This is a genomic window from Streptomyces griseosporeus (assembly GCF_014656055.1).
Taxonomy (GTDB): domain Bacteria; phylum Actinomycetota; class Actinomycetes; order Streptomycetales; family Streptomycetaceae; genus Streptomyces; species Streptomyces griseosporeus.
Window position 1 is genome coordinate 569,003 of the sequence record NZ_BNBR01000002.1, and the last position, 14,858, is coordinate 583,860.

Below are 14,858 nucleotides of genomic sequence, written 5' to 3' on the forward strand. Positions count from 1 at the left end.
AGATGGTGCTTGTGCAACAGATCCAGCTCACACCGCCCCTCATAGGCCGCGCCGAAGAACTCGGCCACCTCACCTCCGCCCTCTCGCGGGCCCGCTCCGGCGACCCGCGCGCGGTGCTGCTGTCCGGTGACGCCGGTGTCGGCAAGACACGGCTGCTCGACGAGGCGACGGCGCGGGCCGCCGACGCCGGGATGACGGTGCTGACCGGGCACTGCGTGGACCTGGGCGATGTCGGGCTGCCGTATCTGCCGTTCACGGAGATCCTCGGGCAGATCGCGGCCGACGAGCGGTTCGCGAAGGTCCGGGCCGAGTACCCGGTGGTGGAGCGGCTGCTGGGCGGCGCCTCGGACGAGGCGCGCGACTCCGGCGGGCGGCTGCGCCTGTTCGAGGGGATGGCGGGACTGTTGGCCGGGGTGGCGGACGTGGCGCCGCTGCTGCTGGTGGTGGAGGACCTGCACTGGGCGGACCAGTCGTCGCGTGATCTGCTGCGGTTCCTGCTGAGCAGGGGGGTGCTGCAGCGGCCGGCTGCGACGGCGGCCCACCGGCTGGCGGTGCTGGCCTCCTACCGCTCGGACGATCTGCACCGCCGCCATCCGCTGCGTCCGGTGCTGGCGGAGCTGGTCCGGCTGCCGGTGGTGGAGCGGCTGGAGCTGCGGCCGCTGCCGGATGCCGAGGTGTCGCGGCTGGTGCGGGCACTGGAGGAGGGGCCGCTGCCGGAGGCGACGGTGCGCGGGATCGTGGAGCGCGCGGAGGGCAACGCGTTCTACGCGCAGGAGCTGCTCGCGACGGCCGGCGCCGGGTCCGGGGGGCTGCCGAGCGGGCTGGCGGACGTGCTGCTGATCCGCGTGGAGCAGGTGTCGGAGACGGCGCAGCGGGTGGTGCGTACGGCGGCGGTGGCGGGCCGGCGGGTGGAGCACGAGCTGTTGCGGGCGGTGATGGGGCTGCCCGAGGAGGAGCTGGAGTCCGCGCTGCGGGAGGCCGTGGGGCGCCAGCTGCTGGTGGCGGGCGAGGGCGACACGTACAGCTTCCGGCACGCGCTCGCCAGGGAGGCGGTCTACGGCGATCTGCTGCCCGGCGAGCGGGCGCGGATGCACGGGGCGTTCGCGCGGGTGCTGGGCGAGCGGGGACGGGGGCCGGAGTGCGCGGCGGAGCGGGCGTACCACTACCGGGAGAGCCACGATCTGCCGGAGGCGCTGGCCGCGTCGCTGGAGGCGGCGGGGCACGCGCGGCGGGTGGGGGCGCCGGCGGAGGAGCTGCGGCATCTGGAGGCCGCGCTGGACATGTGGTCGGCGGTGGACGCCGAGCGGCGGCCGGCGGGTGAGGGCTCGGACCGGGTGGCGCTGATGCTGCGGGCGTCGGCGGCGGCCGCGCATGCCGGGGAAGGGCACCGCGCGGTGGCGCTGACGCGGGCGGCGCTGGCCGGGATCGGCGCGGACGCCGATTCGGAGCTGGCGGCGCGGGTGCGGTACACGCTGGCGGGGAACCTGCTGGGGGTCGACGCGCTGGAGGCGGCGTTCCGGCACAGCAGTGAGGCGCTGGAGCTGATCCCGGCGCAGCCGCCGACCAGGACATGGGTGTGGGCCGCGGCCACGCATGTCATGGCGGCGCGTCAGATGGGCGACACGGACACGGCGTCGCGGGTGGGCCGGCAGGCGCTGGCCGCGGCGCGGGAGCTGGGCGTGCTGGACGCGCAGGCGGACCTGTTGATCTCGCTCACGGGTCTGGAGGGCGGCTCACGGCGCACACCGGAGGGCCGCGAACGTCTCGTCCAGGCGCGGGAGCTGGCCCGGCAGGCGGGGAGCGCGCCGGTGGAGATGCGGGCGCTGTTCCAGATCGCGGTCGGCTGCTTTGAGTCGGGCGATCTCCAGGAGTGTCTGCCGTGGGTGGCGGAGGGGCTGGAGCGGGCGCGGCGGGCCGGGCTGCTGTCGTCGCCGTATCCGATGGAGATGCGGTATCTGCAGCTGCTGGTGCTGTACACGCTGGGCCAGTGGGACGCGTGTGCGCGGGAGGCGGCGGCCGATGCGGCGGTGCTGCCGGCGTCGGGCGGCTACGCGGTGGGGCCGGCCTTGTACGTGGCGCTGGCGCGGGGGGACGCGTCGGCCGCCGAGCGCGCGCGGGCGCTGCTGGAGGGGCCGTTCGACTGGCTGGGCACACTGGTGGCGGGCGTCGTCCTGACGGACGCGGCGGCGTCGCGCGGTGACGCGGACGCGGCGGTCGAGCGGGTGCGGTCGACGGTGGCGACCCTGTCGGATGGGGTGGGCGGCACTCCGGACGTGGCCGTGCGGCTGGCGGCACTCGCGCTGGCGGCCGTCGCGGACCGGGCGGAGGAGCTGCGCCGGGCCGGTGACGACGCCGGAATCGCGCGGTGGCGGGAGACGGCGTCGGAGCTGGTGGAGTTGGCGCGGGAGGCGGCGGGGCACAGCGACGCGGGCCCGCCGCAGGGCCCGGAGGGCCAGGCGTGGCTGGCGCGGGCCGAGGCGGAGTGGACGCGCGCGGTGGCGGGGCCGGACGTGGCGGCCTGGGAGAAGGCGGTGGCCGGGTTCGGCTTCGGGGACGTCTACGAGCGGGCGCGCTGCCGGCTGCGGCTGGCGGAGGCGTTGCTCGTCGCGGACCGGCGCGCGGAGGCGGCGGAGGTGGCCGGTGAGGCGCGGGCGACCGCCGTGCTGCTGGGGGCGGTGCCGCTGCGGGAGCGGATCGACGCGCTGGTACGGCGGGGCCGGCTCGCCGAGACGGGCGCGTCCGACGGGCAGGCGTCGCCGCTGACGGCACGGGAGCGGGACGTGCTGCGGCTGCTGGCGCTGGGCCGCAGCAACCGGCAGATCGGTGAGGAGCTGTTCATCAGCGGCAAGACGGCGAGCGTGCACGTGTCGAACATCCTCGCGAAGCTGGGGGCGGCGAGCCGTACGGAGGCGGTCGCGATCGCCTACCGGGAGGGGCTGCTGGGGCGCCCCCAGGGCGCTTCGGAGTGAGGGACGGGCGGGCTTCACTCCCGTGCGCCCCCGTGCGGTGGGCGTGAAACGCCTCGCAGGTATACAAGCACCTCATACGCTCACGGATCTCCACCGTCGTCGCCCCGCCCGAGACCTCCCGGGAGACCCGTGAACCTCCGCCCGACCGCAGGGCTGCTCGCGTCCTGCGCCCTCGCCGTCGCCACGCTGACCGCCTGCGGCGCGCACGAGCCGGCCACGTCACCCACGGCGGCCGCACCGCCGCCGGCCGCGGCCTCCTCCCCCGCTGACGCGCGGCCGCCGGGCGCAGCGGGTACGGCGGACACGGCGGGCACCGCGGGCCCGGCGCGCGCCACGGTCACCGCGACCGCCCCAGCGCCCGCCCGGCCCGCCGGCACCCGGGCGGCGGCCCCGCTGCCGCCCCGCCCCGACGCCCACGGCGAGGCCGCCTACGTCCGGGCGCTGACCGCGATCGACCCGGACATCGTGCACGACGACGAGGACGGCGCCGTGGACCGGGGCCGCGCCCAGTGCCGTACGATCCAGGCCTTCCCCGGCGACACGGACCGTCAGGTCGCCGAGGCGGAGCGGCGGTTCACCTCGCCCGGGCATCCTGAGGGCTTCGGACGGGCCAAGGCCGCGCGGATCGTGGACGCCGTCCACACCCAGCTGTGCCCCGCATTCTGAGCGGACCGCCACCGACTCCGAGCGCGCCCGGAAAGCAGCCGGCGAAACCGGTCGGCAAATCACCGCTTTTCCCTCCCTACGCGGAGATACTGCCGGAACCCGTCAGGACCGCAGGTCATATGACGACCCGACAGGAACGGAGAAGCGTCGGATGGTCACAGCAACGCTCCGCAGGGGGACCGCGCTCGGCGCGGCCCTGCTGTCCCTGCTCGTCGTCCCGGCACAGGCCGCGCCACACGAGCCCGCACCGGATCTCGCGGGGCTGCGCGGCGTGCTGCGCTCGGCACAGAGCCAGGGCGCGCCGGGCGCCATGGCACGGATCGACGACCACGGGACGGTGCTGCGGGCGACCGTGGGCGTGGCCGACCGGAAGTCCGGGCGGGCGCTGGATCCCTCCGACCGGTTCCGGGTCGGCAGCATCACCAAGACGTTCTCGGCGGTGGTGCTGCTGCAACTGGCCGACGAGGCCAGGCTGAGGCTGGACGCGTCGGTGGACACCTACCTGCCGGGCCTGCTGCCCGACCGGCGGATCACGGTCCGGCACGTGCTGAGCCACCGCAGCGGCCTGTACGACTACACGAACGACATGTTCGCCCGGACGGTGCCCGGCTTCGAGGCGGTCCGCACCAAGGTGTTCACCTATCGCGAGCTGGTCCAGCGCTCGCTGAAGCACCCGCGCACGACCGCGCCCGGGGGCGCGTACGCGTACTCCAACACCAACTTCGTCGTCGCCGGGATGCTCATCGAGAAGCTGACGGGACACGGCGTGGCCCGGGAGTACCAGGACCGGATCATCGCGCCGCTGAAGCTGACCGACACCTTCTACGTGCACCCCGGCACCGGGATCCCCGGCCGCCACACCCGCGGCTACCTCACCCAGGACGCCGCCGGGGCGGCCCTGGTCGACGCCACCCGGCAGACAGTGTCCTGGGCGCAGAGCGCGGGCGCGGTCATCTCCAGCACCCGGGACCTGAACACCTTCTACTCGGCACTGCTGCGCGGCCGCCTGACCTCGGCCGCGGCGCTGGCGCAGATGCGCCGGTGGGTGCCGGCCGGGACCGGCCAGGCGTACGGGCTGGGGCTGCGGCGCCGTGACCTGTCCTGCGGGGTGTCGGTGTACGGGCACACGGGCGCGGTGCAGGGCTACTACACGTACGCGTTCACCTCGCAGGACGGCGGGCGCACCCTGACGGCGGTCGCCACCGCCTCCAACAACGCCCGCGTCCATACGACGATGCTGCGCACCCTGGAGTCCGCGTTCTGCGGGACCCAAGCGTCCCAGCGGGCGCGCGGCACGTCGGTCCCGGAGCGGGCGGAGGACCTCGCGCCCGTCAGGTGAGCCGACGCGCAAGCCTCCGTCCGCGGGCGACCGTTGGAGGATCCTCGAAAGCCTCGCCATCCGCCGCCCGGCCGCCGAGGATCGCCACGACCGAGGGTCGCCGCCGGCCCCGCCTCGCGGCCGGCTCCGCTGCGGAAGGAAGAGGACGATCATGACCGGTGCATCCGGAAGGACAGCCCTGGTGACGGGGGCTTCGCGCGGCATCGGACGAGCCGTCGCGGAGCGGCTCGCCGCCGAGGGGGTGTACGTCGTCGTGCACTACGGCAGCCGGAAGGACGCGGCGGAGGAGACCGTCGCGGCGATCCGTCGTTCGGGCGGACAGGCGTTCGCCCTGCGCGCCGAGCTGGGCGTGGACGGCGACGTGGACACCCTGTTCGCCGGGCTGGAGGAGGCACTGGCCGGGCGGCCCCTGGACATCCTGGTGAACAACGCCGCCTTCATCGACTACGGCGCCACCATCGACGCGGTGACCCCGGACGCCTACGAGCGGCAGTTCGCAACGAACGTACGGGCCCCGCTCTTCGTCACGCAGCGCGCGCTGCGGCTGATGCCCGACGGCGGCCGGATCATCAACATCTCGTCGGGGGTCACCTGGTTCGCCACCCCCGAGATCGTGTACGCGATGACCAAGGGCGCGCTCAACGTCTTCAGCCGCTCGCTCGCCCGGACGCTGGGGCCGCGCGGCATCACCGTCAACACGGTCTCCCCCGGCATCACCGGGACCGACATGAACGACTGGCTGCGCGACCCCGACGCCACCCGGCGCGTCGCCGGCATGACCGCGCTGGGGCGCCCGGGCGAACCGGCCGACATCGGCGACGTCGTGGCGTTCCTCGCCTCGGACGACGCGCGCTGGATCACCGGGCAGACCATCGAGGTCAACGGCGGCCTGTACCTGGGGCCGCAGTGAGCGGCACGGTCCGCCCGGATCCCGCGGCCCGTCGCGAAGGTCCCTAGGCCAGCAGGTCGAGCAGGCGCCGGCCGTCCTCGGTCAGGGCGAGGCGGACCTCACGTCCGTGCCGGTGGCGGCGCAGCAGGCCGGCGCGGACGAGGGCGTCGCAGTGGTATGTGACGGTGCTGACGGCGATGCCCATGCTGCTCGCCGCGTCGCTCACCGACGGCCGGAAGCGGGCGTGCAGCAGCAGCGCGGCCCGCGGGGCGCCCAGCACGAGCGCGAGGCGGCCGGTGCCGTCGGGGCGGGGCGAGGGCGTCTCGGTGAGGCGGGCGAGACCGGGTAACGGGTAGCCGATCCACATCAGGTCCTCGTCCTCGACGCTGTAGGCCGTCGCCCGGTGCCCGGACACGAGCGGGACCAGCACCAGGCGCCGGCCGGGGATCGTGCGGTGCAGGGGACAGTGGTCCGGGAGGCGGAGGTGGCCGTCGCCGTAGTGGACGGCCGAGCCCAGCGTGTTGAAGACGGGTCCCATCGAACGGGTCACGACGGCGCGGCCGATCCGCTCCTCCTCCCGTTCGAGGAGCGGAGCCGCGCGCTGCCACAGCGGCTCGAAGGCCCGCCACACGGACCGCGCGAGCCGCCGGTACGCGTCCACGACGGCGTCCGGCCGGTCCACCACGAGCTGCCACGGGCGGGGTACGGCCGTCCCGAAGCGGGTGACGGCCTCCTCCGCGAGGGTGTCGGGGCGCAGCAGGTCCAACTCGTCGGCCACGCCGGCCTGCCCGGCGTCCGTGCCGAGCGTCCCGCTCAGCGCGAGGCTGTCGGGCAGCCAGGACCGGCCGGTGCGCAGGAGCGCGTCCAGCAGGCGGGCCTCCGCCGGTGGCGCGGCGCGCCGCAGCTCCTCGGCCCAGGCGGCCGGCATCCCGTGCCGACTGGCGCCCACCGTGCTGATGAGGACGGAGAACAGGGTGGTGCCGGGGCTGCGGCCGATGGCGACACGTGTGTCCTCCAGCGACCCGACCGGGACCGCGTCCTTGGGGCCGCCCGGCCCGCACGCGGTGCCGGAGGATCCGCCAGGGCCGTCGGCCGTGGCGCGGACGGTGGTCCCGCAGCCTGTCATGAAAGCGCTCCCCCCTGGACCGGCGCCCCCGGCGCACGCACCGACCATCCTGCGGCCCGACTCCGTGCCCGCGCAACGCGTTTGGTCGGCGTGGCGTTCGGCACCTCGCGGACCGCCCGAGGCAACCCGGGCGCCCGCGGGGACGTCTTGACCGGCAGCAGGTGATGCCCCGGCCCGCCTCCCCCCTGGGCCGGGGCAGTTCCACATCCCTCTATACACGGCATGTATACGCATCGTGTATACACAGCAGGTATACGCGTGCGGCGCATCCGCGGACGAAAGGCATCGATGTACGGCAAGGCATTCGCCCCGGAGTACCAGGGCGCCCTCACCACCCTGTCCGTCAACGCGTCCCTGGTGGACGTCCTGGCCGCCGGCACCGAGGAGTTGAGGGCCGCCGAGCGGGCCGGCCGGCACGCCGAGGCGGCGCGGTCCGGGCTGGCAGTCGCGGAGGCGCACCGGCGGCTGGGGCAGGTGCGGGAGGCGGACCGGGCGTGGAAGGCGAGCTACCGCGCGGCCCGCGCCGCCGGGGACACCGCGGCGATGGCCTGGGCGCTGTGGAGCGGCGGCACCCTCGCCCGGCAGCGCGGCGCGCTGGCGCTGGCCCGGCGGCTGCTCGCGCTCGCCGCCGAGCTGGGCGAGCGCGGCGGGGACGTGGTGGTGCGCGGCTACTCGCTGGCGGGGCTGGCCGAGACCGGCCGGATCCAGGGCGACTACGAGGCCGTGGGCCGGCTGCACGAGCAGTTGCTGGCCGAGGCGCGGCGGCGCGGCGAGGCACGGCACACGGTGTGGGCGCTGGAGGGCATCGCCCAGATGCACCGCAACTCCGGTGCCTACGACACGGCGTACGCCCTCTTCGAGGAGGCGGCCGAGATCGCGGCGCGGGCCGACGACCGGCGCGGGCACGCCTGGGCGCTGCGGGGCCTCGCCGACATCGTGTCGGTGCGCGACGGGGACACCGAGCGGGCACTCGCGCTGCTGTCGGAGGCGGAGGAGACGTGCCGGGCGATGAACCTGGTGAGCGCGCTCGCCTACAACCTCAAGATGCGCGGCAACGTCCTGTACCGCGCGGGCCGTTACGCGCAGGCGCGGGGCCTGTACGAGCGGGCGCTGGCCGGTTTCCGCGGCATGGACGAGCCGCGGGGGGAGGCGCTGGCCCGCCTCGGGCTGGTGAAGTCGCGGGCCCGGCTGGGCCGTGACCGCGCCGAGACGGCGGCCGAACTGGCCGAGCTGGCACGGGTGCTGGAGCGGATAGGGCTGCGGCACGCACGGGAGATGGTGGCGCGCGCCGAGCAGGAGCTGGGCGTCGCCGCGGAGACCGCACGATGACCGCGACGGACGTGACGGTCACGGACGCCGTCCCCGAGGTCCTGGACCGCTGCCGGGCGCTGGTGCGGCCGGCGCTGGGCGCGGCCGTGGGGCGGCTGCATCCGTGGGTCGGCGAGATGGCGGCGTACTCCTTCGGCTGGTGCGAGGTGGGCGGCGCGCCGGCCGCCGCGTCCGGCGGGAAGGGGATCCGGCAGGCGCTGGCCGTGCTGGGCGCCGAGGCCGCCGGGGCGCCCGGGAGCGCGGGGGTGCCCGCGGCGGTGGCGGTGGAGCTGGTGCACGCCTTCTCGCTGCTGCACGACGACATCATGGACGGCGACGCCACCCGGCGGCGCCGCCCGGCGGTGTGGCGGGCGTACGGCACGGGTCCGGCGGTCCTCGCGGGCGACGCGCTGTTCGCGCTGGCCGTGGAGACACTGGCCGCGGCGCCCGACGGCGGTGCGGCGGTACGGCAGTTGTCGGCGGCGCTCGGCGACCTGGTGTGCGGGCAGGCCGACGACCTGCTGTTCACGGCCCGGCCGTGGACGGGCCCGGAGCGGGTGCGGCCGGACGAGTACCGGGCGATGGCCGAGCGCAAGACGGGTTCCCTGCTGGGTTCCGCGCTGGCGCTCGGGGCGCGTCTCGGCGGTGCGCCGGCCGCGGTGACGGCGGGGCTGGAGCGGGCGGGGCGCCGGCTCGGGGTCGCGTTCCAGATCGCCGACGACATCCTCGGCATCTGGGGTGATCCGGCCGTCACCGGCAAGCCCGTGCACGGCGATCTGCGGGAGCGGAAGAAGACGTTCCCGGTGCTGTGCGCGCTCGACTCCCCCGGCCCGGCGGCCCGTCGGCTGGCCGCGCTGCTGGAGTCGGACGCCGATACCGCGGAGGTGGCCCTCGCCGTCGAGGAGGCGGGCGGCCGTACGGCGGCGCCGGCCGCGGCCCGCCGGCTGGTCGCGGGGGCGGCGGCCGAGCTGGACGCCCTGCCGCTGACCGCACGGGCCGCCGCCGAACTGCGGGCGCTGCCGGGGTTCCTCGTGGGCCGGGACCTGTGACGGCCGGAACCCGCCCCTGAGGCACGCTGGTTACTCACGGTTACCCATGGCTCGTTGAACACAGGCCGTCACACGTCCCGTACCCATGGGAAACGTGAGTTCCGGGGTTCAGCGAGGGATGACCATGGCCGAGGCGCGTGTACCCGCACCCGAGTCGATCGCCGGCAGATACCGGCCGCTCCAGGTCGTGCACCGGGAGACGAACCGCGTCTGCTGGTTCGGCGAGGACGTCGGGGCCGGGCGGCCCTGTCTGCTGACGTGGACGGGGCTGCCGGCCGGCGGCGGGGACGACGCGGAGGGCGCGCGTCGCCTGACCGGCCGGGTGCTGCGCATGGCGGAGACGATGGGCCGGCTCTGCCCGGGCCGGGTCCCGGCGGTCCTCGACGCGGTGGTGCAGGACGGCGGGCTGTGGACCGTCACCGACTGGATCGACGGGACGCCGCTGGGGGAACTCCTCGCCGTACAAGGCCCGTTCAACTACGTGCGGGCCGCGCGCATCGGCCTGGAGGTGCTCGACGTGCTGCAGGCCGCGCACGGCGAGGGCGTCACGCACGGCGAGCTGAGCCCCGGCCAGGTGTTCGTGCCGGACCGGGGTCCGGTCCTGGTCACCGGGTTCGGGCTGGCGGGCGCGACGCTGGCGCCGCGCCTCGCGGCACCGTCGTACGCCTCTCCGGAGCAGGCGCGCGACGAGCGGATCGGCCCGGCGGCCGATCTGTGGGCGCTCGGCGCGATGCTGTACACGATGGTCGAGGGCCGGCCGCCGTTCCGCGACCGCGGCCGGTTCGAGGCGACGCTGAGGGGCGTGGACAGGCTGCCGTTGCGCACCCCCGTGCGGGCCGGGCCGCTCGCCCGGACTGTGCAGGGGCTGCTGCGCAAGGACTCCCGGGAACGGCTGACGCGCCCGGTGGTGCGCGAGGCGCTGACCCGGGTGGTGCACGAGGACCCGGACGCCGCCCTGCCCGCGCCCCCGGCGCCACGGCTGCGGCGGGCGTACGCCGCGGCCGCCCACGCCGGCGCGGACGGCCGCGGACGGCTGCTGGCGTTCGGCACGGCGCTGGCCGTGGTGACCGTGACCGTCGCGGTGCTCGCCGTGACCCACGGCAGCGGCGGCGGCACGGCGACCGGCGCACGCACCGCGCCGCCCTCGGGGCTGCCGACCACGGCCCCGCCCGCCCGACGGCCCTCGCCCTCGCCCTCCTCCTCGTCCTCCCCCACCGCGCTGCCGTCCGGGTTCCGCACCTACACCGCCCCCGAGGGCTTCTCGGTGGCGCTGCCCGAGACATGGCGCCGGCAGCGCACCACGCGCGTGTCCGACCTGGCCTACCGGGTGGTGTTCGGCGCCGACGGAGACCCCCGCACACTCGCCGTGACCTACAGCGAGCGGGTCGGCCCGGACCCGGTCGCCGTATGGCGGGAGGACGTCGAGCCGCAGCTGGAGCGGACGGGCGGCTACCGGCGGATCGGGCCGATCAGCGCGACGACGTACCAGGGCCGCCGGGCCGCCGACATGCAGTGGCTCGCCACGGCCGACGGCGACCGGCTGCGCACCTTCGGGCGGGGCTTCCTCGTCGGCGGCGGACGCGGCTACTCGCTGCGCTTCACCACGCCGGCCGCCGACTGGTCCGACGCGGCCAACCGGCGGGCGCTGGAGGTGTTCCTGCGGACCTTCCGGCCGGCCTCGGACTGACGACCGCGGCACAGGCCGACGGCCCAGGTCGGGCCGGCGACCACGGCTCAGGCCGACGGCCTCGGCGCGCGCCGCTTGCGGAGCGGGCCGGGGTGCAGCGGGAAGGTGCGCCAGCGTGCGGCGAAGGTCCGCCCGGGCAGGGAGCAGGTGATCTCCAGCCGGTGCGGTGTCTCCAGGACGGCCACGTCGAGGGTGAGGGTGCCGGCGTCGGTCCAGCCGCCGCTCACGGCGACGGGCAGCGGCTCCCCGGTGACGGTCCAGTCGTCCGGGCCGAAGCGCAGCGGCAGCCGGTGCCCGTCCTCGGTGAGGGTCAGCGTCCAGCCGTCCGCGTCCGCGGTCAGCTCCGCCTCGGACAGGCCGGGTGCGGCGGCGCAGGTCCCCTCGTACGGCGTGAAGACGGCACCGGTCCAGGCCCCGGCGTCCTCCGGCGGGGCGGGCTTGCCGGGCGCGGCGGGCAGCGCGAGCCTCGCGAGCCGTTCCCGCAGGGCGGTGTCGGCCTCCTCGCGGCCGGGCAGCGGCGCGGGCCCGAAGGCGGGCAGCAGGTGCTCCCAGACCGCGTCGAGCACGGTCTGCATGCCCTCGGTCTCGGAGGTGATCGCGACGACGGCGTCGTGCTCCGGCAGGACCAGGCAGAACTGGCCGTAGGCGCCGTCGCCGCGGTAGCCGTGCCGGGATTTCCAGAACTGGAAGCCGTAGCCGAGGTCCCAGTCCTCGCGCTCCTCTTCCCGCAGTCCGGGGGCCGTCGCGATGTGCGTGCGGGTCGCCTCGGCGACCCACTCCTCGGGCAGCACCTGCCGGCCCTCCCACCGGCCGTGCCGCAGGTACAGCTGTCCCAGCCGGGCGACGGCGTCGGTGGTGGCGTGCAGTCCGCTGAAGCCCAGTTCGCGGCCGGCCCGGTCGTGCAGCCAGGTCGCGCCGGTGATGCCGAGCGGCTCGAACAGCCGGGGCCGCAGGTAGTCGGTGAGCAGCTGTCCGGTGACCCGCTGCACGATCGCGGCGAGGGTGAAGGTGGCGGGGTTGTTGTAGGCGAAGACGGTGCCCGGGTCGCGCTCCGGCGGCACCAGCAGGAGGCCGCGGGCGAGGTCGCCGGGGTCGAGGGCGTGGGCGCGGTCGAAGGTGTCGGCCGTGTGCCCGGTGGCCATCGACGCCACGTGCCGCACCAGCGTCGCCCGGCTGCGCGGGTCGGTGATCTCGGCCTCGAACTCCGGGAAGTACGAGATCACCGGCGCGTCGAGGTCGATCAGGCCCTCGGCCCGGGCGAGTCCGGCGGCCGTCCCGGTGAAGCTCTTGCTGATCGAGTACAGCAGCTGGGGGCGGTCCGGGGTGTACGGCGCCCACCAGCCGGCGGCCACGACGTGGTCGTGGCGGAGGATCATCAGGCTGTGCGGGGCGACGCCGGGGGCGGCTTCGAGGGCGTCGAGGAGGGCGTGGACGCCGGCCGCGTCGACGCCCTGGGCGGCGGGGCTGCTCTCGGGCAGGGGGCGCACGGTCATGGGCTCATCCTCTCCCCCGGCGGGTCGAATGATCGATCGGTTTTCGGCCAGGTCCGGCCGGTTCCGACGGGCATCCGTGCCGCCGCCCGCCGCCCCGCCGCACAAGATCCGTTTCCCGCCCCAGGAGGTCCGTTTTCGCCTCGGACGGTGCGGGGACTCGGCGCCTATGGTGCGAATCGGATACACGATGATGACCGAGCAGGCCGGCCCGCGTGAGCTGGTCGGGCACGTGGTGCGGGCCGAGGAGGCCGGTTTCGACTTCTCGGTGACCTCGGACCACTACTTCCCGTGGCTGCGCACGCAGGGCCACTCGCCGTACGCGTGGAGCGTCCTTGGCGCCGCCGCGCAGGCCACCTCGCGGATCCCGCTGATGACGTACGTGACCTGTCCGATCCTGCGCTACCACCCGGCGGTGGTGGCGCAGAAGGCGGCGACCGTGCAGCTGCTGTCCGAGGGCAGGTTCCGGCTCGGGCTGGGCGCGGGCGAGAACCTCAACGAACACGTCGTGGGCGGCGGCTGGCCGCCGGTGGACGTACGGCACGAGATGCTGGAGGAGGCCGTGGAGATCATCCGCGCGCTGTTCGCCGGCGGCCACGTCACCCACCACGGGCAGCACTACGACGTCGAGTCGGCCCGGCTGTGGGACCTGCCCGACGAGGCGCCGCCGATCGGCATCGCCGTCTCCGGTGAGCAGTCCTGCAAGCTCGCCGGGCACCTCGCCGATCTCGTCATCGCCACCGAGCCGAAGGCGGGCCTGCTGGAGGCGTTCGACCGGCACGGCGGCACCGGGAAGCCGCGGGTCGGCCAGCTCCCGGTGTGCTACGACACCGACCGGGACGCGGCCGTCAAGCGCGCCCACGCCCAGTTCCGCTGGTTCGGCCTCGGCTGGAAGGTGAACGCCGAGCTGCCGCACCCGGACTCCTTCGAGTCGGCGACGCAGTTCGTCACGCCGGACGACGTCGCCGAGTCGATCCCGTGCGGCGACGACCCGGAGGCGTTCGTGGAGGCGGTCCGCCCGTACGCGGAGGCCGGTTTCGACGAGGTCGCGCTGGTGCAGATCGGCGGCGAGGAGCAGGAGCCGTTCCTCGACTGGTCGGAGAAGACGCTGCTGCCGGCGCTGCGCGACGCGTTCGGCTGAGCGTCCGGCCGCGCGGCCGGACGGGCCGACCGGGTCGGCAAAGCATCGCCAATGGGTCGATATAGGCTGCCGGTCTGCACCTTTCCGTGCCGGCCCGGTCGGCACCCGACCCGTGGGAGAGCCTTCCGTGACCCTGGCGACCGCCCCGTCCGAGACGTCCCCGTCCGAGACGCCGTCCCCCGCGCCCGCGGCCCCGCTCAGCGACCTGGTCGCCCGGGACGCGCGCGAGTTCGGGGCCTATGCCCGCGCGGGCGGCTGGGCCTTCGCGCTGATGGTGGCGCGCAGCGTGCGGCCCGGCGGGCAGGGCGCGGAGGAGACGCCGAAGGTGTCGGCGAAGGAGTTCGCCACGCTCGCGGGGTGCTCTCCGGAGCGGGTCATGCGCTACTACAAGGCGTGGGACCGGGCCGCCGACGACGGTCTCGTCCCCCATTTCGAGGCGCTCGCGCCCGGCCAGGAGATCGAGCTGCCGGACGCCGACGTGTGGCTGAGCTACTACGCCTCCCGCTCCAGCGCCGCCTCCGAGCGCGGCACGGCCATCGCGGAGGCCGCCGAGGCCGAGGGCATCCGGCCGACGAAGGCGCTGGAGGTCGCGGAGAACCCGACCGCGCTGCGCGCCGCGATCCTCGCCGACCCCTCCACCGCGCGGGCGGCCCGCCAGGCGCTCCTGGACCGGGTCCGCGAGGATCCGGAGCTCCAGGCCGAGCTGGCCCGGGACGTCGTACGCACCGACGACCTGAAGAAGGCCGTCGCCACCGAGAGCCGCGCCGCCGACCGGATCGGCTACGTCCGCCAGATCGCCGAGTCGGGGCAGATCAGGACCCCGGCCGGGCAGACCGTCCAGGCGCCCGCCGAGCTGCGCGAGGAGGCGGAGCGGCACCTGTCCCTGCTCGACGAGCTGGACGAGGGCGAGGACGCCGGCGAGTGGGCGACCGAGGCGTACGACACGATGAAGGGCCTGGTCGCCGGGGCGGTCGAGGCCGACCCGGAGCTGCGGGTGCAGGAGCGGCGGACGCGGTTCTACAGCAGCCTGCAGAAGGCGACGAAGGCGTTCGAGGAACTGACCTTCGACGACGCGCAGGACTTCTACGAGGACGACATGGTCCAGCGCCTGGAGCAGCTGCAGCAGGCGATCGGCTCCTGCCTGGAGGCGCTGCGCGGGGCGCGCGGCGGCCACACCGGGGACTGAGCGGGCCG

At 75.6% G+C, this 14,858-nt stretch carries 11 protein-coding genes; 9 read left to right on the forward strand and 2 right to left on the reverse strand.

What is annotated here, in order from left to right:
* The first annotated feature begins 2 nt into the window (after positions 1 to 2).
* The 4 genes from IE308_RS11585 to IE308_RS11600 all read left to right on the forward strand — a co-directional run bounded on the left by IE308_RS11585 (position 3) and on the right by IE308_RS11600 (position 5,884).
* Positions 3 to 2,969 (forward strand): helix-turn-helix transcriptional regulator, encoded by a 2,967-nt coding sequence (locus IE308_RS11585; RefSeq protein WP_190217807.1) that lies wholly within the window; start codon positions 3 to 5, stop codon positions 2,967 to 2,969.
* A 129-nt stretch (positions 2,970 to 3,098) separates the two neighbouring features.
* Positions 3,099 to 3,635 carry a hypothetical protein gene (locus IE308_RS11590; RefSeq protein WP_190217808.1) on the forward strand — a complete coding sequence of 179 codons (537 nt, stop codon included), beginning with the start codon at positions 3,099 to 3,101 and terminating at the stop codon, positions 3,633 to 3,635.
* Between the two features lie 151 nt (positions 3,636 to 3,786).
* Positions 3,787 to 4,974 carry a serine hydrolase domain-containing protein gene (locus tag IE308_RS11595; protein WP_190217809.1) on the forward strand — a complete coding sequence of 396 codons (1,188 nt, stop codon included), beginning with the start codon at positions 3,787 to 3,789 and terminating at the stop codon, positions 4,972 to 4,974.
* Positions 4,975 to 5,125: 151 nt separating this feature from the next.
* Complete coding sequence (locus IE308_RS11600; protein WP_190217810.1) at positions 5,126 to 5,884, forward strand: SDR family NAD(P)-dependent oxidoreductase; 759 nt, start codon at positions 5,126 to 5,128, stop codon at positions 5,882 to 5,884.
* Between the two features lie 43 nt (positions 5,885 to 5,927).
* Here the strand turns inward: IE308_RS11600 and IE308_RS11605 are convergent, their stop codons facing one another.
* Positions 5,928 to 6,989, reverse strand: a complete 1,062-nt coding sequence (locus tag IE308_RS11605; protein WP_190217811.1) for a helix-turn-helix domain-containing protein — start codon at positions 6,987 to 6,989, stop codon at positions 5,928 to 5,930.
* A gap of 288 nt (positions 6,990 to 7,277) precedes the next feature.
* On the opposite strand from IE308_RS11605, the gene IE308_RS11610 reads away from it, so the two are divergent.
* From IE308_RS11610 to IE308_RS11620, 3 genes are all read left to right on the forward strand, one after another.
* A complete protein-coding gene (locus IE308_RS11610; protein WP_190217812.1) occupies positions 7,278 to 8,318 on the forward strand; it encodes a tetratricopeptide repeat protein in 1,041 nt (346 codons plus the stop codon).
* Positions 8,315 to 9,346, forward strand: a complete 1,032-nt coding sequence (locus tag IE308_RS11615; protein ID WP_190217813.1) for a polyprenyl synthetase family protein — start codon at positions 8,315 to 8,317, stop codon at positions 9,344 to 9,346. The genes IE308_RS11610 and IE308_RS11615 overlap by 4 nt, the downstream gene beginning before the upstream one ends.
* A 118-nt stretch (positions 9,347 to 9,464) precedes the next feature.
* Complete coding sequence (locus tag IE308_RS11620) at positions 9,465 to 11,033, forward strand: serine/threonine kinase C-terminal domain-containing protein (protein WP_190217814.1); 1,569 nt, start codon at positions 9,465 to 9,467, stop codon at positions 11,031 to 11,033.
* Between the two features lie 47 nt (positions 11,034 to 11,080).
* Here IE308_RS11620 and IE308_RS11625 read toward each other — a convergent pair whose 3' ends face one another.
* Positions 11,081 to 12,526 carry a serine hydrolase domain-containing protein gene (locus tag IE308_RS11625; protein WP_190217815.1) on the reverse strand — a complete coding sequence of 482 codons (1,446 nt, stop codon included), beginning with the start codon at positions 12,524 to 12,526 and terminating at the stop codon, positions 11,081 to 11,083.
* 166 nt (positions 12,527 to 12,692) lie between these two features.
* Here IE308_RS11625 and IE308_RS11630 point away from each other — a divergent pair, with 166 nt between their 5' ends.
* A complete protein-coding gene (locus IE308_RS11630) occupies positions 12,693 to 13,664 on the forward strand; it encodes an LLM class F420-dependent oxidoreductase (RefSeq protein WP_110626283.1) in 972 nt (323 codons plus the stop codon).
* Positions 13,665 to 13,791: 127 nt separating this feature from the next.
* Entirely contained in the window at positions 13,792 to 14,850 is a 1,059-nt protein-coding gene (locus IE308_RS11635; RefSeq protein ID WP_190217816.1) for a hypothetical protein, read from the forward strand.
* Positions 14,851 to 14,858: the final 8 nt, after the last annotated feature.